Origin of the sequence: Paraburkholderia acidipaludis NBRC 101816 (genome assembly GCF_000684975.1) — a bacterium.
GTDB classification, from domain to species: Bacteria; Pseudomonadota; Gammaproteobacteria; order Burkholderiales; family Burkholderiaceae; genus Paraburkholderia; species Paraburkholderia acidipaludis.
Map to the genome: position 1 here is coordinate 62,817 of NZ_BAXZ01000031.1, position 22,276 is coordinate 85,092.

Below are 22,276 nucleotides of genomic sequence, written 5' to 3' on the forward strand. Positions count from 1 at the left end.
CATTCGCTTGCCGCTCCGCGGAGCGTACGCAAACAGGAGAGGCTTATGCCGCGCAAGACACTCAACGCATCGCGGCTTCAGGAAGCAGTGAGCCGACGCCTGCACAAGCTTCAGGAAGTGATCGATGACGGCGTGAAGTTCGTCGTGCCGCGGCCGCAGCTTCAGCCGGCGGATCGCACGGGCTGCAACTGGACGATGAAACACTTCGGCAATGCCGCGGGCTTCGAGGCGAGCATTGCCGATGTGCTCGCGAAAGTGCAGGCCGAGTACAACCTCGCGGCCGAGGGAGAAGACGAGCAGGAAGAGCAGGACGAGGGGCGGCCCGATCCGTTCGGTCAAACGGTGCGGGCCGGTAAGGCGAATCCGTTTGGCGAAGCCGCGGGGCCGGCGAAGGCGTCGAACCCGTTCGGAGAGGCAAAGCCCGCCGGAAAGGCCGATCCGTTCGGTGCGGCGGAGGAGCCTGCCGCGCCGGCAGTGAAGCAGCCTGCTGATCCGTTCGGCGACGCCTGAGCCAGCCCTCGGCGGCGCGGCAGGCGCCGCCCTGAGCCGTCGGGGCGCGCCGCGTTGCCGTCAGCTTGCGTCGCCGGCCGGTTTGGCGCGCGAACGGCGTGCGCGTGACGGAGCTTTCCTGGCTGCCGGCGCTTTCGGTGTTTCTACCTCGGCATTCGCCGTATTCGCCGTGGCGGCGGGAGCAGGCGCCGCTTGCTCGTCGGCCGGCGCGGCGGTCGTCTTGCGGGCCGCGCTCTTGCGAGCAGCCGTTTTGCGGGCGCGGCGCGGCGCCGGGCGGGAGGCTTCGGCGCTTTCGGGCGCGGCCTGGGCCACCTCGTCGGCGGAGAACGCAGGCGTTTCGTCAAACGGAGACGACGCGGGCGACACGTCGCCAAAGAGGGGCAGGGCTGTCTGCTCCGCATGGGCGGCAGCGTCGTCCTCGCGCGTGCCGCTGGCCTCGCCGTGGCGCGCTTCGGCCGCCTGCGCGACGGCGCCTTCTGTAGCGCTAGCGCCCGTTGTACGTTCCTGCGTGCCCCGCTCGTCGCGCCGTCCTTTGCCGCGGCCCTTGCCGCGACGGGGTTCTTCGCCGCGCGCGTGGGCTTCCTGCGTCTCTACGTGCGCGGCAACCTCGGCGGCAGGCGCCGCGGGCAGGTTCGTCCGCGACACATAGGTGCCCGACTTTTCGTCGCGGCCGACTTCCAGCAGACCGCGCGCCTGGGCTTCATCGAGGAGATTGCCGAAGGCGCGGAAGCCATAGCGCGTCTCGTTGAAGTCGGGCCGGCGCCGCTTGATGGCGCTTTTGAGCACCGAGGCCCAGACCTTGCCGCTGTCGCCGCGCTCCAGCACGAGTGCGTCGAGCGTTTCGACGGCGAAGGCGATCGCCTTCGACCTGCGCTCCTCCGACTTGCGCTCTTCGCGATCCTCGCGTTCGTCGTTCTCGGTCTTCGGCTGGCGCTCGTCGCCGGTCTTCTGCTTTGCCTGCCCCGCGCTCTCGCGCTTCGAGGTACTGCGCGACTGCTCGCGCACGAGATCGTCATAGAAGATGAATTCGTCGCAGTTGGCGACGAGCAGGTCGGAGGTGGAGTGCTTCACGCCCACGCCAATCACCTTCTTCGCGTTTTCGCGCAGCTTGGATACGAGCGGCGAGAAGTCCGAGTCGCCGCTCACGATCACGAAGGTGTCGACGTGCGACTTCGTATAACAGAGGTCGAGCGCGTCGACGACGAGGCGGATATCGGCGGAGTTCTTGCCCGACTGGCGCACGTGCGGAATCTCGATCAGCTCGAAGCTCGCCTCGTGCATGGAGGCCTTGAAGCCCTTGTAGCGCTCCCAGTCGCAATAGGCCTTTTTCACGACGATGCTGCCCTTGAGCAGGAGCCGCTCGAGTACGGGCTTGATATCGAAGCGGTCGATCTTCGCGTCGCGCACGCCGAGCGCAACGTTCTCGAAGTCGCAGAACACCGCCATGCTGACGTTTTCCTGGGGAGAGGCCATGTGATTCGTTTGTTCCCTATACGGTACGAAACCACATGATAGCCCCTGCGCGGGGGCAGGGCGTGAAACGGCTCCGGCGAGGGCTGTGCAGCAGTATGCCGCGAGGCAGATAAGCGGCATATGACCATGCCGGCTTGGCGGCAAACTGATTGTGTGCGCAAGGATAGTTCGTTTGGACGATTCTCCTGTTTCACCTATGAAATAGGCCTCAATTTCACATCTGCGTCATATCGGCTCCCTAATCTTGCGCCGCCTCATCCGTCACACATGCGGCAAAAAACAGAACAACCCATAACGATTCGACCCACAAGAGGAGTCTTATGCTCTCACGCATCCCCGGCAAAATCTGGGCACCCGCCGCCGCGCTTCTCGCCATGGTGTTCGCCGCGCTTTTCGTGAGCGCGTGCGGATCGTCGTCTTCGAACGTCACGGCCGGCATTCACCAGATCCGCCACGTGTTCGTCATCACGCTCGAGAACGAGAACTACGCCATCACCTTCGGCTCCAGCACTAAGGCGCCGTACCTGGCGCAGACGCTCGCTTCGCAGGGCGCGCTCGTGCAGAACTACTACGGCACGGGCCACGTCAGTCTCGACAACTACATTTCGATGCTCAGCGGTCAGGCTCCGACGCCGCAAACGGACAACGACTGCACGAGCTATGAAAACTACAACATGACCGGCACGACGTCGGACGGTCAGGCAGTGGGCACGGGCTGCGTGTTCCCCGCGAGCATCCAGACGCTGCCCGACCAGCTGAATGCCGCCGGTTTCACGTGGAAGGGCTACGAAGAGGACATGGGCAACGACCCGTCGCGCGAAGCCGCGACCTGCGGCCACCCGACGCTGAACACGACCGACCTCACGCAGGAAGCCGAAGCACCGAGCGCGGCCGTGCCGCTGGGCGACCAGTACGCAACGCGTCACGATCCGTTCATGTACTTTCATTCGATCATCGATTCGCCGGACTGCCAAACGAATGTCGTGAACCTGAGCCATCTGCAGACCGATCTGCAGTCGGTCGCGACGACAGCCAACTTCAACTTCATCACGCCGAACCTCTGTGACGACGGCCACGATTCGCCCTGCGTGAACGGCCAGCCGGGCGGTCTCACGAGCGCGAACGCGTTCCTCGAGAAGTGGGTGCCCATCATCACGTCGTCGCCGGCATTCAAGAACGATGGACTCCTGATCATCAACTTCGACGAGAGCAGCTACGCGACCGAGACGCCTAACCTGACCACGAGCCCGCCCACGCTCACGCTCACATACTCGGGCAGCACTTGCTGCAGCGAGCAGCCTGGTCCGAATCTGGCTGCGTTCCCGCAGTCGTCGGTGTACGGTTCACTCCCGGCGAGCGAGATTCCGGGTCTGCCGGCGTCGCTCGGCACCATCCAGCTCGTCATGACGAAGGCGAACTACGGCGGCGACCAGACCGGCGCCGTGATGATCTCGAAGTTCATCAAGCCGGGCACGGTTTCGACGGTGCCGTACAACCACTATTCGATGCTCAGGAGCATCGAGGACATCTTCCAGCTCGGCCACCTTGGCTACGCCGGACAGACGGGGCTCGCAAGCTTCGGCAACGACATCTTCACGAACCAGTAGCCATGTCCATGTCTTACGCAACCACGACGGTGCGCCGCGCCGTCAAGGCTGCGCTCGCCGCCACCGCTGCCGCGGCGGCGGCGTTTAGCGCTCCGGGCGCCGCGCACGCGCAGGCTCAGCCTGCATCGGCGCCGGCGGCACAGGCCGCGAAGCCGGCCGTCCTCAGCGATGCGGCTGCCCTCGGCAAGCAGCTGTTCTACGATCAGTCGCTCTCGGCCTCGGGGCGCATGTCGTGCGCGAGCTGTCATAGCCCCGCGCACGCGTACGGTCCTCCCAACGGACTCGCCGCCCAACTGGGCGGCCCCGATCTGCATTCGCAAGGCACGCGCGCCGTGCCTACGCTGAGCTACGTGCTCAACCGCACGCCGATCTGGACGCACGTGCAGGCGGCGAGCCTCGGCGAGCGCTTCGAGGACGACAACTCGCCGTCGGGCGGCTTCGGCTGGGATGGCCGCTTCAACCACCTGCACGACCAGGCCACGTTCCCATTGTTCAATCCCGACGAGATGGCGAATCGCGATGCCGCTGCGGTCGTCGCGAAGCTCGCGCACGCGCCTTACGCGGCCCGTTTCAGGCAGGTGTTCGGCGAGACGGTGTTCGATTCGCCCGAGGTGGCGTTGCGTCAGGCCATGTCGGCCGTCGAGCGCTATGAACTCGAAGAACCGGACTTTCATCCGTACACGAGCAAGTTCGACGGCTACCTGGACGGCAAGGTCAAGCTCACCGCGGCCGAGCTGCACGGCATGAAGCTCTTCGACGATCCGAACAGCGGTAACTGCGCGTCGTGCCATATCGACCAGCTGGGCGTCAACGGCGCTCATCCGCTCTTCACGGACTTCCAGTTCGAAGCGCTGGGCGTGCCGCGCAATCCCGAGCTGCGCGCCAACCGCAATCCTTCGTACTACGATGAAGGTCTATGCGGCCCGCTGCGAACCGATCTGGCGAAGGACAAGACGATGTGCGGCCTTTTCAAGACGCCGACGCTGCGCAACGTCGCGACGCGCCAGGTGTTCTTCCACAACGGGCGCTTCCACACGCTGCGCGAGGCGCTGCGCTTCTATGTGGAACGCGATACGAATCCGGAGAAGTGGTATTCGCGCGATGCGCACGGCCATGTCGTGAAGTTCGACGACCTGCCGCCCGACTTGCGTCACAACGTGGACACCATCGACGCGCCGCTGACCTGCAAGCAGGGCGACAAGCCGGTATGGAGCGAGCACGATATCGACGACGTGATCGCGTTCCTGAAGACGCTCAACGACGGCTACCAGCCGGGCGCGCAGCCCGCGAAAAAGCCGCTGACGCAGGCGGCGCGCTGAGGGTGTTGAGGGCGTAGGCGCGCCGGCCGCGCTTACGCGCCCTGTGCGGGGGCGTCGCCCTCGGGCAGATACCCGAGCAGGGCGCTCGCCGCGGCGGCCTCGCGGCGCAGTGCGGTGCCGACAGGGCCGTCGAGCGACGCGTCGAAGCCTCCCGTCGCGCCGAGCGCCGTGAGCACGGCGCAGAGTTTGCCGGTGTGATCGAAGAGCGGCGCGGACACGGCGCTGATCCCCTTGAGATTCGTATCCCTGACCGACGCGCAGCGCGCGGCCTGCACGCCGCGCCGCAACGCGCCGATCGGGTCTTTCGTGTCGAGCTGCGCGCGCAGCGAAGCATCGGCCTGCGCGAGCTCTTCCTCGGCGAGGGCGCGCACGCGCTTGTCGTCGAGCAGGCCGAGAAACACCCGCCCTGTGGCCGACCACAAAAGCGGCATCACCGATCCCACCCGCGCGTTCACGATCACGGGCAGCCCCGGCTCCTCGAAACGGATGATCGTCGGCCCCTTGTTGCCCATCACCGCGACGAACGCCGTGACTTCGAGCTGCTCGCACAGGCGCACGAGCGCGGGCTCCGCCACGCGCACCGGATTGGCCTGACGCATCGCGGCCACGCCGATCATCATCGCCTCGGGGCCCAGCAGGTAGTGCTGCGTAACCGTGTCCTGCGCGACGAGCCCTTCCTCGCTCAGACTCACCAGATAGCGATGCACTTTCGCGGGACTTTCACCCACATAGGCCGCGAGGCTCGTGAGGCTCGCGCGGCCGCCAAGGCGCGCGAGGCCCTTGAGCACGGCCATGCCGGTCTGTGCCGACTGCACGCGCTGGCGGCGCTCGCGGTCGGCCGGTGCCTTCGCGGTTTTGCCGCGCTTCTCGGCGTTGGATGGGGAGGCGGAATTAGGGGCGGTTTTCATGCAGCGATTCTAAGTGGCCGGGCAAGCGGGGCGGCGCCTGCCTTGTTTTCAGGTTAACCCTTATCTCTAATTTACGCAATGCGTACTAAAGTTACGCAAATTGCGAAGTGCAGGAGATGTCATGAGCGATACGACCGCGGCTCAAGCTCGAAGTCCGGTTCAAGATCGGGCGGGAGGCTGTCCCTTTCCTCATCACGCCGCGAGTGCCGCGCCCGCTTGCCCGGTCAGCGCGAACGCCGCTGCGTTCGACCCGTTCAGCGACGGTTACCAGCAGGACCCGCCGGAATACGTGCGCTGGGCGCGCGAGCAGGAACCGGTGTTTTACAGTCCGCAGCTGGGCTACTGGGTCGTGACGCGCTACGACGACATCAAGGCGATCTTCCGCGACAACCTCACGTTCAGCCCCTCGATCGCGCTCGAAAAGATCACGCCCACGGGGCCGGAGGCGAACGCCGTGCTGGCCTCCTACGGTTACGCCATGAACCGCACGCTCGTGAACGAGGACGAGCCCGCGCACATGCCGCGCCGCCGTGTGCTGATGGAGCCGTTTACGCCCGAACATCTGAAGCACCACGAACCGATGGTGCGGCGTCTCACGCGCGAGTACGTGGATCGTTTCATCGACGACGGCCGCGCCGATCTCGTCGACCAGATGCTGTGGGAAGTGCCGCTCACGGTGGCCTTGCATTTTCTCGGCGTGCCCGAGGAGGACATGGACCTCCTGCGCCAGTATTCGATCGCGCATACGGTCAACACGTGGGGCAGGCCGCGCCCGGAAGAGCAGGTCGAGGTGGCCCATGCGGTGGGCAATTTCTGGCAGTTCGCCGGCCAGGTGCTCGACAAGATGCGCCAGAACCCCGACGGCCCCGGCTGGATGCAGTACGGCATCCGCAAGCAGAAGACGCATCCGGAAATCGTCACGGACTCCTATCTGCATTCGATGATGATGGCCGGCATCGTGGCCGCGCACGAAACCACGGCCAACGCCACGGCCAATGCGCTGAAGCTCCTGCTGCAGCATCCGCGCGCGTGGCGCGAGCTCTGCGAAGACCCAGGCCTCATTCCAGGCGCGGTGGAGGAGTGTCTGCGCCACAACGGCTCCGTGGCCGCCTGGCGGCGCCTTGCGACGAAGGACGTGCGGATAGGCGGCATCGACATTCCGGCGGGCGCGAGGCTCTTGATCGTCACGTCGTCGGCGAATCACGACGAGCGTCACTTCGGCGACGCGGATCTGTTCGACATCCGGCGCGACAACGCGAGCGACCACGTCACGTTCGGCTATGGTTCGCACCAGTGCATGGGCAAGAACCTCGCGCGCATGGAGATGCAGATCTTCATCGAAGCATTCACGCGGCGCCTGCCGCACATGCGGCTCGCGGATCAGGCGTTCAGCTACGTGCCGAATACGTCGTTTCGCGGACCGGAGCACCTCTGGGTGGAGTGGGACCCCGCGCAGAACCCGGAGCGCAGGCAGCCCGCGTTGCTCGAAAAGCCGGTGAGCGTTCGCATAGGCGAGCCTTCGGGGCATGCGCTCGCCCGGCCGGTGATCGTGGAGCGTGTAAGCCGCGCCGCGGACGGTGTCGCGCGGCTGCGCCTCGTCGCGCCCGAAGGCGGCACGTTGCCGCGCTGGGCGCCGGGCGCGCACATCGACGTCGAATGCGGCGACACCGGCATCTCGCGCCAGTACTCGCTGTGCGGCGACCCCGCCGATACGCGCGCGTTCGAGATCGCCGTGCTGCGCGAAGCGCAAAGCCGCGGCGGCTCCGCGTGGATCCACGAAGCCGTGCGCGAGGGCATGCGGTTGAAGATCCGCGGGCCGCGCAATCACTTCCGGCTGGACGAAGAGGGGCGCCGGGTTATTTTCGTGGCGGGCGGCATCGGCATCACGCCCATCAGCGCGATGGCGCGGCGTGCCAGGACGCTTGGTATGGACTACGAATTGCACTACAGCGGGCGCTCGCGTGCTGCAATGGCATTCGTCGACGAACTCGCGCAGCTTCACGGCGACCGCTTGCGTCTGCATGTTTCGGAAGAGGGCACGCGCAACGATTTCGGCACGCTCGGCGTGGACGCCGACACGCGCGTCTATGCGTGCGGTCCCGCGCGCATGCTCGACGCGCTGCAGGCCGCGAGCGAGGCCTGGCCGGAAGACGCACTGCGCGTCGAGCATTTCGCGGCGCGCGTGGGCAAGCTCGATCCGGAGAACGAGCATGCGTTCGAGGTGGAGCTGAAGGACTCGGGGCTCGTGCTCGCCGTAGCCGCCGACCAGACCGTGCTCGACGCGCTGCGTCGCGCGAACATCGACGTTCAGAGCGACTGCGAAGAAGGCCTGTGCGGCTCGTGCGAGGTGCGCGTGCTGGCGGGAGAGGTCGAACATCGCGACGTCGTGCTCACGCGCGCCGAGCGCGATACGCATGCGCGCATGATGACCTGCTGCTCACGCGCCAGGGGGCAGCGTCTGGTGCTCGAACTCTGATAACGTGGCGTCGATAGCGGGCAATGGCGAGCGTGGGCAGAAGAACCTTGGAGATTTTCTTATGAGCAAGACCGTGGAGGTGACCGGCGTGATCGACGAAAGCCGGTTCGGGCCTTATCAGCTGCTGGTGGTCGTGCTGTGCGCGATGTGTCTCGTCATGGACGGCTTCGATGTCCAGGCAATGGGCTATGTCGCGCCCGTCGTGATCCGCGAATGGGGCATCGCGAAGGAAACGCTCGCGCCGGTGTTCGGCGCGGGGCTGTTCGGCATGCTGGTGGGCTCGCTCACGTTCAGCGCGCTGGCCGACAAGATCGGCCGGCGCCCGGTGCTGATCGGCGCGACGCTGTTTTTCTCCGCCTGCATGATGGCCACGGGCTTTGCGCACTCGATCGCCCAACTGGTTGCGTGGCGCTTCGTGGCAGGGCTCGGGCTCGGCTGCATCATGCCCAACGCCATGGCGCTCGCCGGCGAGTACAGCCCGCGCCGCATGCGCGTGACGCTCATGATGATCGTATCGTGCGGCTTCACGCTGGGCGGCGTGGTGGGCGGGCTCATCACCGCCGCGCTGATCCCGGCCTTCGGCTGGCGCGCCGTGTTCTTCGTGGGCGGGGCGATTCCGTTGGTGATGGGCGTGCTCATGTGGCTCGCGCTGCCCGAATCGATCCAGTTCCTGCTGTTCCGCCAGGGTCGCGACACCGAAGCGCGCGTGCGCCGCAACCTGGCGCGCGTGGCGCCCGCGCTGGCGCTGCCGGCCGGCACGGCGTTCACGACCGCGGAGACGCGCTCGAGCGGCGTGCCGTTCGTCGAACTCTTCAAGGAGGGCCGCGCGCGCGTGACCGTGCTGCTGTGGATCGTGAACTTCGCGAACCTGCTCGACATGTACTTTCTCTCGAACTGGCTGCCCACCGTGATCCGCGACGCCGGTTACACCACGCAGACCGCCGTGCTGGCCGGCACTGCGCTGTGGGGCGGCGGCGTGATCGGCACGCTGCTGCTTGGCCGCGTCATCGACCTCGCGGGTTTTACGCGCGTGCTGGCCACGACCTTCGTGATCGCCATCGTCGCGACGGCCGCGATCGGCAATCCGGCCGTGATGGTGTCGGTGGTGGCGATGTTCGTCGCGATCTTTCTCACGGGTTTTTCGATTGTCGGCGGCCAGCCCGCCATCAATGCGCTCGCCGCGACCTACTATCCCACCTCGCTGCGTTCCACCGGCATCGGCTGGAGCCTCGGCGTGGGGCGCATCGGCTCCGTGGTCGGCCCCGTGCTGGGCGGTGCGCTGTTGCATCTGCAATGGTCGTCGGCTTCGCTGTTCATGGCCGCGGCCGTGCCGGCCTGCGTCTCGCTCGCGGGCATCGTCGCGATTCACTACGTCAACCGCGGCGCGTCGCGCGAGACACAGGGAACCAGCAGCGCGGCGCCGCAGGTGGAGTAAGCCGCGCTCGTCAGCACCCCGGACTTCGGACTACTGTCTTTTCTTGCCGCGTATGAAACGCAGTGCGAAACGTACGAGCCTCGGCATCGTTTCGGGGCGCAGAAGCCGCACGTCGTAACCGGCAAAGCGCCGGTCGTTCTCGCTCAGGCATAGCCGCATGAACTCGAGCACGCTGATGTCGACGTCGGTCATCGACTGCGCGCCGTTCACGGTGAAGTTGTTGTCGTGCTTCTGCTCGTTGCCTTCGGCGTCCAGGGTGCGCGCAAGGCCTATACGCTCCCAGCCGAGAAAGACCCACACGGCCGCCACCTTCAGTTCGAAGCGGATCCGCCGCCACCACGAAAGGCGCGCGCGGTGCCACGCCGCCCAGTTCGCGAACAGCAGGATGTGCCGGCACTCTTCCTGCATCACGGGTTCGAATGTGTCGATCAGTTCGGGCGGAAAGATCCCGGAGCGTCGCGCCACTTCGAAGAGGCCGAACGCGAAGAAACTGTCGACGCACTCGCTGTAGCCCGTCACCAGATACGCCCATTCCGCGTCGCGCGGCCAGACATAGGGCGGCTCGCTGGCAAGCCCGATGCCGTAGGCCGCCACCATGCGCGACAGCACCTCCTTATGGCGGCTCTCTTCCCATGCGTTGAGCGCGAGGGCGCCGCGCATGTCGGCGTCGTCCAGCGTTGCCGCATACGCGGCCATGCGCAGTCGCGCCTTGCCTTCGGTCTGTACCGCAATATCCCAGATGGGCAGTGCGACGATGCGCTTGAGCGCCGCCGGCTCGAGTTCCGGCCAGTCGAGCACGGAAGGGCGGTAGGGGTTGAAGGTCTCGCGGAACATGCGGCAAGTCTCTCGCCCATGCAGTCCGGAGCCCGGCTTGAAGGGGCCGGGCTCCGCGCTCGTCCAGTTGCGCGTGTTGTGCTCTGCGGCTGCCAGTGCCACCGGGTCGGGCCGCTCGCGGGGCAGCTCCGGCGCGCTGAAGCCCGGAATCAGTCGAGCGGTGTCGAATTCTTCCAGTGCCAGATTGCTCATCTGAAAAGATCTCGATGGTACGAGAGCGGATTCTGGCATGGTTTTACGGGCACCGCCGTCTCGCGGCTGAAGCGTGGCGCGGTAGTCAGGCAATCGGCGCAATCCGCGTAACGATCAGCGCGACTATTGACGTAACGATCAACGCAACTGAGCGAAAGCGATCAACAGCACCATGCCGCCGATGGCGCCGTCCAGCACGCGCCATGCGCTGGCGCGGCGAAAGAGCGGAGCGAGCGCGCGCGCTCCGTAACCGAGCCCGACGAACCAGATGGCGCTCACGCTCATGGCGCCAAGCGCGAACGCGAGCCGCCCGCCCACGGGTTCGCGGGCGCCTGCGGTCCCGATCAGCAGGAACGTGTCCAGGTAGACGTGCGGATTGAGCCACGTGAAGGCGAGCGTCATGAGCACGATGGGCCACGCGCGTTGCTCGGGCGAGGCCGCGGCGGCGGCCGGGTCGAGCACCGCGTGCCCGGGGCGCACCGCGCGCCGCAGCGCATCGATGCCGAACCAGACGAGCCACGCGAGGCCTGCATAGAGCACGAGATGGACAAAGGTGGGATAGCGCTCGACGAGCGCCGAGGCGCCGCCTACGCCCGCGGCGATCAGGACGAAGTCGGAGAGCGTGCAGAGCACGACGATCTTGGCGACATGCGCGCGCAGAATGCCCTGGCGCAGCACGAAGGCATTTTGCGCGCCGATGGTGACGATGAGCGAAGCGCAGAGCGCCGCGCCATGGGAAAAAGCGAGCCAGTTCATGTTGAAACCCGAGGTTGGCGAGCGACCGATTGCATGACAGGGGAAGAGGCGCTAGTCTGCGTCCGTCAGCAGCATAAGAGAAGCTGATTTTCTTAAACCCGATTAAGGAACGCTAATGCTCGACTATGCGTTGCTCGACGCACTGGCCGCGGTGGTGCGGCACGGCTCGTTCGACCGCGCGGCCGGCGCGCTCAATGTCACGCCCTCCGCGGTCTCGCAGCGCGTGAAGCTGCTGGAGGAGCGTGTGGGCACGGTGCTCGTGAAGCGCGGGCAGCCGTGCGTCGCGACGGCCTCCGGCGCGCTGCTGTGCCGCCATACCGAACGCGTGCAGTTGCTCGAGGCGGAGCTGGGCGGCGCGATGCCGACCTTCACGGGCGCGCTCGAAAGCGCGAGGCCCACGCTGCGTGTCGCCGTCAACGACGACAGCGTGGGCACCTGGTTCATCGACGCCGTCGCGCCCTTCTGCGTGGAGCGCGACATTCTGCTCGACCTCGTGATCGACGACCAGGACCACACCGCGCAGCGCATTCGCGACGGCAGCGTGCAAGGCGCAGTCACAACCCAGGCGGAACCGGTGCAGGGCTGCCGTTCGACTCGCCTTGGGCGCATGCGCTATCTCGCCGTGTGCTCGCCGGCGTTCTTCGAGCGTTACTTTGCGCAAGGGGTGACGCGCGAGTCGCTAAGGCGCGCGCCGTGCGTCGAGTTCAATCCGAAGGATCAGCTGCAAAAGCGCTTCATCCGTCGTATCACGCGCGCTCAGGTCGATGCGCCGCTGCACTGGATTCCGCACGTGGCCGGCTTTCTGCGCTGCTGCCTCTCCGGTTTGGGGTGGGGCATGTGCCCCGAGCGCATGATTGCATCGCATCTCGCGCGCGGCGAAATGGTCGAGCTTACGCCCGGTCGCGCGCTCGATGTCGACCTGTACTGGCAGAGCTGGCGTCTGTCGATTGGCTGGCTCGACGACTTTGGCACCATGCTGCGCCGACGGTCCGCGGAATTTCTCGACTGAAGCGGGCGCTCGCTCCCGCTTCAGGATGTCATGTTTCGTACAGATTCAAGCGCAATCGGATTTTGCCGTGCGGCCGGCCCAATCGTCGAACTATTTAGGCAAGGGCGAGTTCGCCATTTCGGTGCAATCGATCCGCAATTGCACATCGTAAAACGTGAAAAGAAGCATTCAAGATGAATTAATCTGTCTTGAAATAGAGCGCACTCTCAAATAGCTTCGTTGTAAGCTCGGTGTCTGCCGCCATACGGCAATTGCACGCGGTTTCCACTGATGTTTGATATGCGAAATATGCCTTTCGGCGCGCCCTTGCCGACTATTGCGTTTCATTGATCGGTCATCATTCGGCGCGAACATGCAGGTGAGGCGGTGCTACGCAGGAGTGCCTGCGGATGCCCGTGCTGTATTGATACGCGTCAACAAACCACAGTGGGTACAGACCTGTTTGGCTGATGGGTCGGTCCTTCTGCCACGGGACTTCGAGCGGATTTGCCGGTTGTTTTTTCCGTATCGAGAATGACAAGGATCGTCAAATCGGCAAAAAAGTTGCGGAAAGTAAAGAAACTATTGTTGTATCGACTCAGTCGGACTGTAAGCTTAGTCGTCTCATTTTTTGCGTTTCGGATTATCGTGTGAAAATTGAGTTTTTCCTGTGGATTACGAGATGGACACGCTATAATCCCGACGTGGCAGAGTGCTTATTCGACCGGCATATTTGAATCGTTTCCGCATGCACGAGGTGCATTATGACGAAATTAGATACCGGCAGCGTCTGGCAACAAACCGTCAGTCTTCTGTCCGCGGCTAGTGAGCCCATGCCCATGGCGGCCGAGCTCGAGAGCAGCAGGAGCTGCAGGCCGGTACCCATCACACGCGGCGCTTCGGAGGCGGCCAATCGGCGCCGTGCAACCGTGCGCTCCTGGGATGCACAGGGCATTACCTTGATCCGGCGTCATGATCCGGAGAGCATCACGGTCTGCTGGAGCGACGCTACTTACGGCCGCTATTCCGACCAGCTCTGGCGCGTGTGCACGGCAAGGCGCAGCTCGGTTTGCGCGTTGACCGGAGAGAAGATCCGCCGCGGCGACGCGGTGTTCCGGCCGAGTCCCAATCGGCGCCATCGCCCGGCCAATGCCGACGCGATGATTCTCGCCAGCAAGATCGACAACCTGCCGAACAGCGTGGTTGCGGCACGCCTGGACGAAGCGCTGGCCGCATAAGCGGTCTAACCCTGTGTAGTCCACCCCCGCAGTCTATCCGCGGGCGCGTTGGGCAACGAGGGCTTTTCATCATGCAGAACGTGCGCCAGCCCGAACCCGAAGGTTCGGGCTGGCGCACGTTCTTGCGTGTGCTTTCTGCGCGTGCCGGCGCTCAGATGGCCACGTCGCCTGCCTTTTCTTCTTCCATCGCGTCGCGCGTTTCCGGCATGGCGAGCCACACCAGCAGCACGGCGAGCGCGCCCGCGGCGGCCAGACCCATGAAGCTCACCGTATTGCCGAAGTGATCGGCGACGAAGCCGGCCACGGTCGTCGAGAGCGTCGCGCCGATCCCCGCCGAGAGCCCGAAGAGCCCGATGCAGAGGTTGTAACGCCCCTTGCCGCCGGCCACGTCGGCGGCGATGAGCGGCAGCATCACGCCGAACACGGCCGCGGAAAGCCCGTCGAGCATCTGCACCGGCACGAGGAAGTACGGGTTGCCCACTGCCGCGAACAGCAGTGCCCGCACCGGCAGCGCCGAAAAACCGAGGATCAGCACCGGCCGGCGGCCCCAGCGCTGGGCGGTGCGGCCCACCCATGGCGACATCAGCGCGACGATGGCCTGCGGCACGATGATGCACGCCGCAATCACGAGCTGGACGTTGTCGCCCATGCCGGCCGTGACTTCCCCGGCCGCGAGGTTCAGCATCGCGGCGTTCGAGAGGTGAAACAGCACGACGCAGGCCGCGAACGCCAGCATGCGCTTGTCGCGCAGCAGGTCGAGGATCGTCTCGCGCGGCTCGCCGGCGGGCGGGGCGGCAGGCTTCGGCGCGCGGGACGCGGCCAGGCTCGCGCCCGAACTCCTCCGGTCGTACTCGATCATCGCCAGCGCCACGAGCGCGGGCAGCGCAAGCGCCGCGGTCAGCCAGAACACGGCGCGCGGCGAGACATATTCGCCGCACAGGCCCATCAGGCCGGCTGCCACCGCGCTGCCGATCGACGCCCAGCGGGCGTTGCGCCCCAGCCGGTCGCCAAGGTTCTGGCGGCCCACCAGCATGAGCGCGAGCGCGGCCATGGCCGGCGTGAGCATGCAGCTCGCGAAGCCGTGGAAGACCTCGGCCGCCATGACCGGGATGACCGTCGGGCTGACGGCGAGCAGCGTCGCCGAAAGGATGATCGCGATGATCGCCCAGGCGGCCGCGGCTTTCTTGTTGCGCAAGGCATCGACGGCGGCGCCGCCCGGCACCTGGCTCACCATCGCGCTGATCGTACCCACGGAGAGCGCGAGGCCGATCTCGCCCTGGGTCCATTTGTGCGATGCAAGATAGGACGCGATGAACGGCCCGAAGCCCGTCTGCACGTTCGCGACGAAGAAGTTCAGCCAGTCGAGCGCTCGCAGACTTCGCGTGCTGGCCATCGTGCGCAGCGTGCCGCCCGTCATTTGGCACCGTGCGCGGAAGCCGCGGAGGCAGCGGCAGGCGCCGCCGGGGCTGACGCGGCCGGATGAGGCGCGGACGGCGCGGCAGGGGTCACCGCGCGCACCGGCTGGCCGTTCTCGTATTCGGGCGAGGCTTCCACCTGCTGGTCGCTCATTTCGAGCTGGGCCGTCAGTTCGTCGTTCTTCTTGACGAAGTGCAGCGCCGACCATTCGGCCGCGATCGTATGACGTTTTTCCAGTGTGCCGCTCACATCGAGCACCACGGCAAGCGGATCGGCGCCGCCGTCGAGCAGCACGTCCACCACGCGGCCGACCTTGGCGCCGTTGGTGCGTTCGACCGTTGCGTCGAGCATCGGCAGACGCGTCGGGCTGGGCTCGCCGGCGGCGGGCGGCGTGACGCCGGCTCCCGTGCCGGAGCGGGGCTGCTCCGGCACGGGCTGCTGGCCCGGCCCGAGTACGAGCGTGATGGCGGGGGAGGCGGGCTGCGTGTTCACGCGCACGACGCTCCACGGGAAGATGGCCTTGCGGTCGCCCACCCCCATGAAGCCCTGCAGGTTCACGACCACTTCCGTGGGCTTGCCGTCGGGGCCGGCCACGAGGTCGACCGCGCGGCCGACCACCTTGCCGTCGGTCTTCTGCACGGCGCTGTCGAGCAGCGTGCGGAAGCTGCCGCGCTCGATCGTGCGCAGCGTGATGATCGGCGCAGGCGCGGGCGCCGCCGGCGCGCTGGCCGGAACAGGCGGCGGCGGGGCCGGGCGGCGGCGGTGGATCGGCGCGGGGCGCGGCTTTTTCTGCGCGGGTTTCGCCTCGGCGGTTTCCTCGGGCACGCTTGCCGCCTCGGGCGCGGACGCCTCTTCGGGTTCGCTCGCGGGCGCTTCGGGTTCGCTTGCCGCAATCGGGGCTTCCGGCTCGGGGGGCGGCGGGGCGGGGCGGAACAGGCTGCAGCCCGAGAGCATGAGCAGGACCAGCAGGGGCAGGGCGTACGGGAGGGCTGCAACGGGACGTGCGAAACCGCCTCTCATCAACGGGAACTCCTTGAAGCGGCCGGCGCCTTTGGCGCGCGGCGGGGAAAACCGGGTCGGGTGCGTGAGAGTGTAACCCGCGCGGGTCCGCATTCCGTGCAATTGAGCATTGCGGGCGGCGGGTCGACCCGGCGCGGGCGGGCGTCCCGAGGCCAGCGAGCGAGGGTGGCGTCGACCCGCTGCGAGCCTGGTGGGGCCTGGTGGGGCCTGGTGCGATCCTGGTGCGAGCCTGGTGTATACGCGGGGACGTCCCGCCCGCATCACCCTGTCATCTCAAATATACGGATCGTGGCATGTCCTGAATGTGATTCCTGCGATGGGAGCTGGGATTGTGTTCGCCTAACCTTCGATCCAGCAAAAAAAGATGTCAAAAAGATGTGAATCGCCGCGCCCACACGCGGATGGTTCGGAGACAACGCCGTCACAGGCATTTTTGCTTCGAGTGTGCCGGCGGCTCGCGCATCGCGTCGACACGACTTATTCCAATCGAGACGAACCTGATGACGGACCCGGAAGAGGTGCGTTTCAGCACGCTGATAAAGGAGGCACTCATCATGATGGAACCCCAGGCCACGCCGCTCGCCGAGACGGCCGGCGCCCACGTCGAGCCGATCGGCGCGACCGGCTTCCTCGACCGCTACTTCGACATTGCCTCGCGCGGCAGCTCGCTGCGCCAGGAAGGGATTGCGGGCGTCACGACCTTCCTTGCGATGGTCTATTCCGTGTTCGTCGTGCCGGGCATGCTCGGCAAGGCGGGCTTCGACACGAGCGCCGTGTTCGTCGCCGTGTGTCTGACCACGGCGTTCGGCTCGCTGCTGATGGGCCTGTGGGCGCGCCTGCCCATCGCCATCGGCTGCGCGATCTCGCTCACCGCATTCACGGCCTTCGGCCTCGTGCTCGGCAAGGGCATGAAGCCCGAAGTCGCGCTCGGCGCCGTGTTCCTCATGGGCCTCGTGTTCACCGGCATCTCGGTGACGGGCGTGCGCTCGTGGATCCTGCGCAATCTGCCGCACGGCATCGCGCACGGCACGGGGATCGGCATCGGCCTCTTCCTGCTGCTGATTGCGGCGAACGACGTCGGCCTCGTCGTGAAGAATCCGGGCGCGGGCCTGCCCGTCACGCTCGGCCACATCACGTCGCTGCCGGCGATTCTCTCGGTGGCGGGGCTCGCCGCGATCTTCGGTCTCGTGCGCCGCCGCGTGCCGGGCTCGATCCTGATCGTCATCGTCGCGATTTCCGCGCTCGGTCTCGTGCTCGATCCCGAAGTGAGCTTCCACGGCGTGTTCGCCTGGCCGACGCTGTCCGCGCCGGGCCATGCCTCGCTGATCGGCGCGATGGACATCAAGGGCGCACTCTCGCTCGCCGTGCTGCCCAGCGTGCTTGCCCTCGTGATGACGGCGGTGTTCGACGCCACCGGCACGATCCGCGCCGTGGCGGGGCAGGCCGGCCAGCTCGACGAGAACGGCCGCATCATCAACGGCGGCCGCGCGCTCACGGCCGACTCGCTCTCCTCGATCTTCTCGGGCTTCTTCGGCGGCGCGCCGGCGGCGGCCTACATCGAATCGGCGGTGGGGGTTTCGGCGGGCGCGAAGACGGGGCTGGCCGCCGCCGTGGTGGGCGTGCTGTTCCTCGCCGTGATGTTCTTCGCGCCGCTCGCGGGCCTCGTGCCCTCGTATGCGACGGCGCCGGCGCTGATGTACGTGGGCCTCATGATGCTCTCGAGCGTCTCGCGCCTCGACATGGCCGACATGGTCGACGCGATGTCGGGCCTCGTGTGCGCCGTGTTCATCGTGCTGACCGCGAACATCGTCACGGGCATCATGCTGGGTTTCTGCACGCTCGTGATCGGCCGCATCGTGAGCGGCGAGTATCGCAAGCTGAACGTGGGGACCGTGGTGATCGCGGTGGTGCTGGCCACGTTCTACCTGGGCGGCTGGGCCATCTGATCCGTGCGCTGACACGGTAATGGCGGCCTTTCGGCCAGGCGGACCCGGCGGCCCGCCCGGCCGGCTGCACGGCCCGCGTCGCTTTACTGCGGCGCGGGCCGTGCGGCTTTTTGCGCCACGCTTCGCGCCCCATCTGTTCGTGCTTGACTTCCCTTATGCGTTTCCTATGCTTAACCGCATGGTTAAGCATGAAGACGACGCGTTGAACCGCACCTTTGCAGCGCTTTCCGACCCCACACGGCGCGCGTTGCTCGCGCGCCTTTCGCAGCAGCGCGAGCTTTCGGTGAGCACGTTGGCGCAGCCGTTCGCGATGTCGCTGCCCGCCGTGATGAAACATCTCGACGTCCTGATCGAGGCGGGTCTCGTCACACGCGAGAAAACGGGGCGCACGGTGGCGTGCCGTCTCGCGGCCGCGCCGATGGAAGAAGCGATGCAGTGGCTGATGCGCTACCAATGCTTCTGGAACGAACAACTCGATCGCCTCGCGGCGTTCATCGAGGAGGACGCATGCCGGCCCGCTCCGAATCCGGTTTCTCCAGCAGTCCCGGTCTCACTCTCCGGCGGCGCATCAACGCGAGCCCCGCGAAGGTCTACGCGGCATGGACGCAGCCGTCGCAAATGATGCGGTGGATGCACCCGCACGACCACGTCTGCCTCCACGCCGAAGCCGACGTGCGCGAGGGTGGCCGCTTTCGCGTCGTCATGCGCGGGCCGGACGGCGAGCAGCACGACGTGAGCGGGACGTATCTGGAGGGGGTGCCCGACGCGCGGCTCGTTTTCACATGGGCGTGGAGCAGCACGCCCGAGCGCGAATCGCGCGTGACCGTGATGCTGCGCGAGGACGGCCACGCGACGGAGCTCACGCTCAAGCACGAGCGCTTCTTCGACGAAGCCGCGCGCGACGCGCATGAAGGCGGCTGGGCCGGGGCGCTCGATCTTCTGGTAGCGCAGTTCCGCTGATCCGGCGGCAGCCGCGCGGTTCACGAAACGCACAGGAGAACGTAACGATGGATACGCACAAGATCGTTTCGCAGGACGAATGGATCGCGGCACGCCGCGCGGCAAGGTGCTCTACAACTACGAAGAGCAGGAGTACGTGAGCGACGAACTGCCCGGCCTCAGTGCGTTCTATCGCGACGAATGCGGCAATGCTTACCACACCTAATCGACCTATGCGCGGCGGAGAAATGTTACCAGGCGTCTATGCGGTGCTCGATTACGCGCCGAAAGCGCGCAACGAGGCGCGCGACATGCGCGACTGGGTGCGTCACCACGACCGCTATGAAAGCGCGCCGCAAGGGGCATGCTGCGCACACGAACAGAAAGGGACGGCTTGAGAACGGCGCGCGAGCGCGCGCCTAGAGGGCCATGTCGAAAGCCGGCCGCAGCAGAACCTCGATCGCCATGACGATGAGTCCCATGGCGCCGGCGGCGAGCGTCAGCGTGCCATATTCGTCGTAGCGCTTATCGTAAAGACACGCGACGATGAACAATATGGCCAGCAGATTGGTCAGCCAGTAGAAGTTCAGCGCGAGGAACATCGGCTATCCGTAACGCGGCGTAATGCGGGCGAAAGGGCGGGCGAAGAGGCGGCAGTCCTGAAGAATCGGACAACTGGCCGCGATTCTAGCGAACCGACCTTACGGATAAGCAACAGCAATGTGGTCTACAGCGCTTATTTTTGCGCGATGTCCATCTCTGTGCGAATCCACTCCGTGACCGAGCGGCGACGCGGTTGCCAGCCGAGCAAGGTGCGCGCGCGTTCGCCGCGCACTCGGCTGTTCGAACCGAGGCCGTAAGAGGCCATTTCGTAACCCCATTCCTCAATCGCCGCGTCGAGCGGCCAGTCCTGCGGTTCGCCGAGCTTCATGACTTCGGCGAGCGCGGCGGTCATGTCGCGGAAAGCGGCCTCGCCGCTTTCGACGAAATAGAACGTGCCTGCGGGCGTTTTTTCGAGTGCGAGACGGTAAAGCTCGGCAACGTCGTCGATATGAACATTCGACCAGATGTTCGCGCCGCGCCCCACGTGACGCATGACGCCGCTCTTTTGCGCCTGGCGGACGAGGCGCGGCAGCTGCACGCTGGCCGCGCCCGGCACGGCGCCTTCGCCGTAGATCAGCGTATTGCACAGCACCGCGCTGCGGATGCCGCGCGCCGCGCCCGCGAGCACGAGCTGGTCGATGGCCACGCGCGCCGCCTTGTCGGCGGTCGGCTCGGGCAGGGCGTCTTCGTGGTAGATGCGTTCGGTCGGCTCGCCGCCCGAGGCGTCGCCGACGATGCTTGAGCCGCTCGTATGCAAGAGGACTTTGCCCGAACCTTCGAGCGCGTCGAGCAGCGCTTCCACCGCGCCGCGATGGTCGCTGCTCGCGGCGTTGATGACGGCATCGGCGCCGCGCGCTTCGGTCATCAACCGGTCGCGGCCGTCGAGATCGCCCGCCACCGGTTCGATGCCGAGCTTCTCGAGGTCGGCGAACTGCTCGGGCCGGCGCACGAGGCCGCGCACCGCGTGGCCCGCGCGCGCGAGATGCGCCGCGATCGATCCGCCGATGAAACCGCCCGCGCCCGTTACGAAAATCTTCATGGTTTGCTCCCGCTGTGAGGTGGATGAGATGTCGATGAGGGCGAGTATCCGCCGGGCAGCCGCGCGCACAAACCGTGTTAGGCTCAAATGAAACTTGACTGCGGATCAACAATGAAGACGTCCACCGACGAACTGCTCGTATTCGTCACCGTGATCGACGCGGGGTCGATCACCGCCGCCGCCGAGAAGCTCCAGCAGACCGTTTCCGGCGTGAGCCGCGCGCTCACGCGGCTCGAAAAGCAACTGGGCGTCGCGCTGATCCTGCGCACCACGCGCCGGCTGCAACTGACCGAGGAGGGCGAGCTGTTCCTCGAGCGCGCCCGCGCGATCCTCACGGCGATGGAAGATGCGGAGGAGGCCGTCGCGTGTCATCGCGAGGCGCCTTCGGGGCGCTTGCGCGTCGACGCGGCCACGCCGTTCATGCTCCATTGCATCGTGCCGCACATGGCCGAGTTCGCTGCGCGCTATCCCGCGATCCAGCTCGAGCTGACCAATAACGAGCGCATCGTCGATCTGCTGGAGCAGCGCGTGGATGTCGCGATCCGCATTGGCGCGCTGCAGGACTCGACGCTGCATGCGCGCGCGCTGGGCGCGAGCCGGCTGCGGCTCGTTGCGAGTCCTGCGTATCTTGCTGCGCACGGCACGCCGCAAGATACGCAGGCGTTGCGCGCGCACCGTCTGATCGGCTTTACGGCGCCCGTGCATCTGAACCGCTGGCCGCTGCCCGGGGCGCGCGCGGAGGAGCGCGGAGAGGATGCCGCGACGCCGTACCTGACGATCGAGCCGTCGCTTTCGGCGTCGAGCGGCGAGACGATTCGCCAGCTGGCGCTCGCCGGCGCGGGCATTGCCTGTCTCGCCGACTTCATGACCGCCGCCGACCGCCGCGACGCCCGGCTCGTGACCGTGCTCGACGGCGCGCTGGCCGACGAGCGCCAGCCGATCCACGCCGTCTACTATCGCAGCGAAGCGCTGGCGGCCCGCGTGCAGTGCTTTCTTGCGTTCATCGTTAGCAGGCTGGAGCTGTAGCGGGGCACCCCCTCGTGGATAGTCCCAGGACGGCGGCAAGCGGAATTTGTTGTCTATACAAGCTGGCCAGGCTAGACTTCAGTGCACTTGTATAGACAGGATTCGACAATGCGACTCACGCCCGGCCACCTGACCCTGCCCCAATTGCGCCAGATCGCACGCGAGGCGGTGAAACTCGAACTCGATCCGGCAAGCTTTGCCGCCATCGACGCGTGCGCGCAAGCCGTTGCCGACATCGCCGCTAAGGGCGAGCCCGCTTACGGCATCAATACCGGATTTGGCCGCCTCGCAAGCACCCACATTCCGACCGACCAGCTCGAACTGCTGCAGCGCAATCTCGTGCTCTCGCACGCCGTGGGCGTGGGCGAACCGATGGCGCGCCCGGTCGTGCGCCTCTTGATGGCGTTGAAGCTTTCGAGCCTCGGGCGCGGCCACTCGGGCATTCGCCGCGAGGTGATGAATGCGCTCGTCGCGCTCTTCAACGCCGACGTGCTGCCGGTGATTCCGGTGAAGGGCTCCGTGGGCGCCTCGGGCGACCTCGCGCCGCTCGC

21 protein-coding genes and 1 pseudogene are annotated in these 22,276 nt (G+C 66.3%); 14 read left to right on the top strand and 8 right to left on the bottom strand.

Translation table 11 applies throughout. From position 1 onward, the window contains the following. Positions 1-45 precede the first annotated feature (45 nt). A pseudogene (locus BAC01S_RS32820) lies at positions 46-294 on the top strand (hypothetical protein); the annotation flags it as partial. 276 nt (positions 295-570) lie between these two features. On the opposite strand, the gene BAC01S_RS27555 reads toward BAC01S_RS32820, so the two are convergent. Further along, entirely contained in the window at positions 571-1,983 is a 1,413-nt protein-coding gene (locus BAC01S_RS27555) for an NYN domain-containing protein (RefSeq protein WP_245616709.1), read from the bottom strand. A gap of 320 nt (positions 1,984-2,303) precedes the next feature. Between BAC01S_RS27555 and BAC01S_RS27560 the strand changes: the two genes are divergently transcribed. Next, entirely contained in the window at positions 2,304-3,590 is a 1,287-nt protein-coding gene (locus BAC01S_RS27560) for an alkaline phosphatase family protein (protein ID WP_043203892.1), read from the top strand. An 8-nt stretch (positions 3,591-3,598) separates the two neighbouring features. Further along, positions 3,599-4,909 carry a cytochrome-c peroxidase gene (locus BAC01S_RS32825; RefSeq protein ID WP_156954559.1) on the top strand — a complete coding sequence of 437 codons (1,311 nt, stop codon included), beginning with the start codon at positions 3,599-3,601 and terminating at the stop codon, positions 4,907-4,909. A 32-nt stretch (positions 4,910-4,941) separates the two neighbouring features. On the opposite strand, the gene BAC01S_RS32830 is transcribed toward BAC01S_RS32825, so the two are convergent. Further along, a complete protein-coding gene (locus BAC01S_RS32830) occupies positions 4,942-5,817 on the bottom strand; it encodes an IclR family transcriptional regulator (protein WP_084168918.1) in 876 nt (291 codons plus the stop codon). Between the two features lie 121 nt (positions 5,818-5,938). Between BAC01S_RS32830 and BAC01S_RS27575 the strand changes: the two genes are divergently transcribed. Together BAC01S_RS27575 and BAC01S_RS32835 are read left to right on the top strand one after the other, a co-directional pair. Then, positions 5,939-8,293 (top strand): cytochrome P450/oxidoreductase, encoded by a 2,355-nt coding sequence (locus tag BAC01S_RS27575; protein ID WP_027797660.1) that lies wholly within the window; start codon positions 5,939-5,941, stop codon positions 8,291-8,293. Between the two features lie 61 nt (positions 8,294-8,354). Next, positions 8,355-9,728 (top strand): MFS transporter, encoded by a 1,374-nt coding sequence (locus tag BAC01S_RS32835; RefSeq protein WP_043203898.1) that lies wholly within the window; start codon positions 8,355-8,357, stop codon positions 9,726-9,728. Between the two features lie 30 nt (positions 9,729-9,758). Here BAC01S_RS32835 and BAC01S_RS27585 read toward each other — a convergent pair whose 3' ends face one another. Then, complete coding sequence (locus BAC01S_RS27585; protein WP_027797661.1) at positions 9,759-10,754, bottom strand: hypothetical protein; 996 nt, start codon at positions 10,752-10,754, stop codon at positions 9,759-9,761. Between the two features lie 138 nt (positions 10,755-10,892). Further along, positions 10,893-11,510: a LysE/ArgO family amino acid transporter gene (locus tag BAC01S_RS27590; RefSeq protein ID WP_027797662.1), complete on the bottom strand. Its 618-nt coding sequence runs from the start codon at positions 11,508-11,510 to the stop codon at positions 10,893-10,895. 115 nt (positions 11,511-11,625) lie between these two features. Here BAC01S_RS27590 and BAC01S_RS27595 point away from each other — a divergent pair, with 115 nt between their 5' ends. Both BAC01S_RS27595 and BAC01S_RS32840 read left to right on the top strand, forming a co-directional pair. Next, positions 11,626-12,519: a LysR family transcriptional regulator ArgP gene (locus BAC01S_RS27595; protein WP_027797663.1), complete on the top strand. Its 894-nt coding sequence runs from the start codon at positions 11,626-11,628 to the stop codon at positions 12,517-12,519. An 818-nt stretch (positions 12,520-13,337) separates the two neighbouring features. After that, positions 13,338-13,736, top strand: coding sequence for a DUF3331 domain-containing protein (locus BAC01S_RS32840; RefSeq protein WP_043203901.1), 399 nt, complete (start codon positions 13,338-13,340; stop codon positions 13,734-13,736). Positions 13,737-13,887: 151 nt separating this feature from the next. Here the strand turns inward: BAC01S_RS32840 and BAC01S_RS27605 are convergent, their stop codons facing one another. After that, a complete protein-coding gene (locus BAC01S_RS27605; RefSeq protein WP_027797664.1) occupies positions 13,888-15,153 on the bottom strand; it encodes an MFS transporter in 1,266 nt (421 codons plus the stop codon). Next, positions 15,150-16,172: a PRC-barrel domain-containing protein gene (locus BAC01S_RS27610; RefSeq protein ID WP_027797665.1), complete on the bottom strand. Its 1,023-nt coding sequence runs from the start codon at positions 16,170-16,172 to the stop codon at positions 15,150-15,152. Before BAC01S_RS27610 ends, BAC01S_RS27605 begins: the two co-directional genes overlap by 4 nt. 554 nt (positions 16,173-16,726) lie before the next feature. Here BAC01S_RS27610 and BAC01S_RS27615 point away from each other — a divergent pair. The 5 genes from BAC01S_RS27615 (at position 16,727) to BAC01S_RS35725 (ending at position 19,455) form a co-directional block, all read left to right on the top strand. Continuing rightward, a complete protein-coding gene (locus tag BAC01S_RS27615; RefSeq protein WP_027797666.1) occupies positions 16,727-18,118 on the top strand; it encodes an NCS2 family permease in 1,392 nt (463 codons plus the stop codon). 178 nt (positions 18,119-18,296) lie between these two features. Next, positions 18,297-18,740, top strand: a complete 444-nt coding sequence (locus tag BAC01S_RS32845; protein ID WP_043203904.1) for an ArsR/SmtB family transcription factor — start codon at positions 18,297-18,299, stop codon at positions 18,738-18,740. Further along, on the top strand, positions 18,737-19,078 hold the full coding sequence (locus tag BAC01S_RS32850) for an SRPBCC family protein (RefSeq protein WP_322786913.1): 342 nt from the start codon (positions 18,737-18,739) through the stop codon (positions 19,076-19,078). Before BAC01S_RS32845 ends, BAC01S_RS32850 begins: the two co-directional genes overlap by 4 nt. 79 nt (positions 19,079-19,157) lie before the next feature. Further along, on the top strand, positions 19,158-19,283 hold the full coding sequence (locus BAC01S_RS35850; RefSeq protein WP_281175953.1) for a hypothetical protein: 126 nt from the start codon (positions 19,158-19,160) through the stop codon (positions 19,281-19,283). 7 nt (positions 19,284-19,290) lie between these two features. Beyond that, complete coding sequence (locus BAC01S_RS35725) at positions 19,291-19,455, top strand: DUF899 family protein (protein WP_407667966.1); 165 nt, start codon at positions 19,291-19,293, stop codon at positions 19,453-19,455. Positions 19,456-19,476: 21 nt separating this feature from the next. On the opposite strand, the gene BAC01S_RS27640 is transcribed toward BAC01S_RS35725, so the two are convergent. Beyond that, positions 19,477-19,659 (bottom strand): hypothetical protein, encoded by a 183-nt coding sequence (locus tag BAC01S_RS27640; protein ID WP_027797668.1) that lies wholly within the window; start codon positions 19,657-19,659, stop codon positions 19,477-19,479. Positions 19,660-19,793: 134 nt separating this feature from the next. Further along, complete coding sequence (locus BAC01S_RS27645; protein ID WP_027797669.1) at positions 19,794-20,699, bottom strand: NAD-dependent epimerase/dehydratase family protein; 906 nt, start codon at positions 20,697-20,699, stop codon at positions 19,794-19,796. Between the two features lie 111 nt (positions 20,700-20,810). Between BAC01S_RS27645 and BAC01S_RS27650 the strand changes: the two genes are divergently transcribed. Together BAC01S_RS27650 and BAC01S_RS27655 are read left to right on the top strand one after the other, a co-directional pair. After that, positions 20,811-21,725 (top strand): LysR family transcriptional regulator, encoded by a 915-nt coding sequence (locus BAC01S_RS27650; RefSeq protein ID WP_027797670.1) that lies wholly within the window; start codon positions 20,811-20,813, stop codon positions 21,723-21,725. Between the two features lie 108 nt (positions 21,726-21,833). Further along, positions 21,834-22,276: aromatic amino acid lyase (locus BAC01S_RS27655; protein WP_027797671.1), on the top strand; the 443-nt coding region annotated here is incomplete at its 3' end.

What these genes read in the sequence shown, in the direction of transcription:
- BAC01S_RS27560 (WP_043203892.1), top strand. Translation starts at nt 2,304, where the DNA reads ATGCTCTCACGCATCCCCGGCAAAATCTGGGCACCCGCCGCCGCGCTT.
- BAC01S_RS32825 (WP_156954559.1), top strand. Translation starts at nt 3,599, where the DNA reads ATGTCTTACGCAACCACGACGGTGCGCCGCGCCGTCAAGGCTGCGCTC.
- BAC01S_RS27650 (WP_027797670.1), top strand. Translation starts at nt 20,811, where the DNA reads ATGAAGACGTCCACCGACGAACTGCTCGTATTCGTCACCGTGATCGAC.
- BAC01S_RS35850 (WP_281175953.1), top strand. Translation starts at nt 19,158, where the DNA reads ATGGATCGCGGCACGCCGCGCGGCAAGGTGCTCTACAACTACGAAGAG.
- BAC01S_RS27605 (WP_027797664.1), bottom strand. Translation starts at nt 15,153, where the DNA reads ATGACGGGCGGCACGCTGCGCACGATGGCCAGCACGCGAAGTCTGCGA.
- BAC01S_RS32830 (WP_084168918.1), bottom strand. Translation starts at nt 5,817, where the DNA reads ATGAAAACCGCCCCTAATTCCGCCTCCCCATCCAACGCCGAGAAGCGC.
- BAC01S_RS27555 (WP_245616709.1), bottom strand. Translation starts at nt 1,983, where the DNA reads ATGGCCTCTCCCCAGGAAAACGTCAGCATGGCGGTGTTCTGCGACTTC.
- BAC01S_RS27575 (WP_027797660.1), top strand. Translation starts at nt 5,939, where the DNA reads ATGAGCGATACGACCGCGGCTCAAGCTCGAAGTCCGGTTCAAGATCGG.
- BAC01S_RS32850 (WP_322786913.1), top strand. Translation starts at nt 18,737, where the DNA reads ATGATGCGGTGGATGCACCCGCACGACCACGTCTGCCTCCACGCCGAA.
- BAC01S_RS27640 (WP_027797668.1), bottom strand. Translation starts at nt 19,659, where the DNA reads ATGTTCCTCGCGCTGAACTTCTACTGGCTGACCAATCTGCTGGCCATA.
- BAC01S_RS27615 (WP_027797666.1), top strand. Translation starts at nt 16,727, where the DNA reads ATGATGGAACCCCAGGCCACGCCGCTCGCCGAGACGGCCGGCGCCCAC.
- BAC01S_RS35725 (WP_407667966.1), top strand. Translation starts at nt 19,291, where the DNA reads ATGCGCGGCGGAGAAATGTTACCAGGCGTCTATGCGGTGCTCGATTAC.
- BAC01S_RS27590 (WP_027797662.1), bottom strand. Translation starts at nt 11,510, where the DNA reads ATGAACTGGCTCGCTTTTTCCCATGGCGCGGCGCTCTGCGCTTCGCTC.
- BAC01S_RS27595 (WP_027797663.1), top strand. Translation starts at nt 11,626, where the DNA reads ATGCTCGACTATGCGTTGCTCGACGCACTGGCCGCGGTGGTGCGGCAC.
- BAC01S_RS32835 (WP_043203898.1), top strand. Translation starts at nt 8,355, where the DNA reads ATGAGCAAGACCGTGGAGGTGACCGGCGTGATCGACGAAAGCCGGTTC.
- BAC01S_RS27645 (WP_027797669.1), bottom strand. Translation starts at nt 20,699, where the DNA reads ATGAAGATTTTCGTAACGGGCGCGGGCGGTTTCATCGGCGGATCGATC.
- BAC01S_RS32840 (WP_043203901.1), top strand. Translation starts at nt 13,338, where the DNA reads ATGGCGGCCGAGCTCGAGAGCAGCAGGAGCTGCAGGCCGGTACCCATC.
- BAC01S_RS27610 (WP_027797665.1), bottom strand. Translation starts at nt 16,172, where the DNA reads ATGAGAGGCGGTTTCGCACGTCCCGTTGCAGCCCTCCCGTACGCCCTG.
- BAC01S_RS27585 (WP_027797661.1), bottom strand. Translation starts at nt 10,754, where the DNA reads ATGAGCAATCTGGCACTGGAAGAATTCGACACCGCTCGACTGATTCCG.
- BAC01S_RS32845 (WP_043203904.1), top strand. Translation starts at nt 18,297, where the DNA reads ATGGTTAAGCATGAAGACGACGCGTTGAACCGCACCTTTGCAGCGCTT.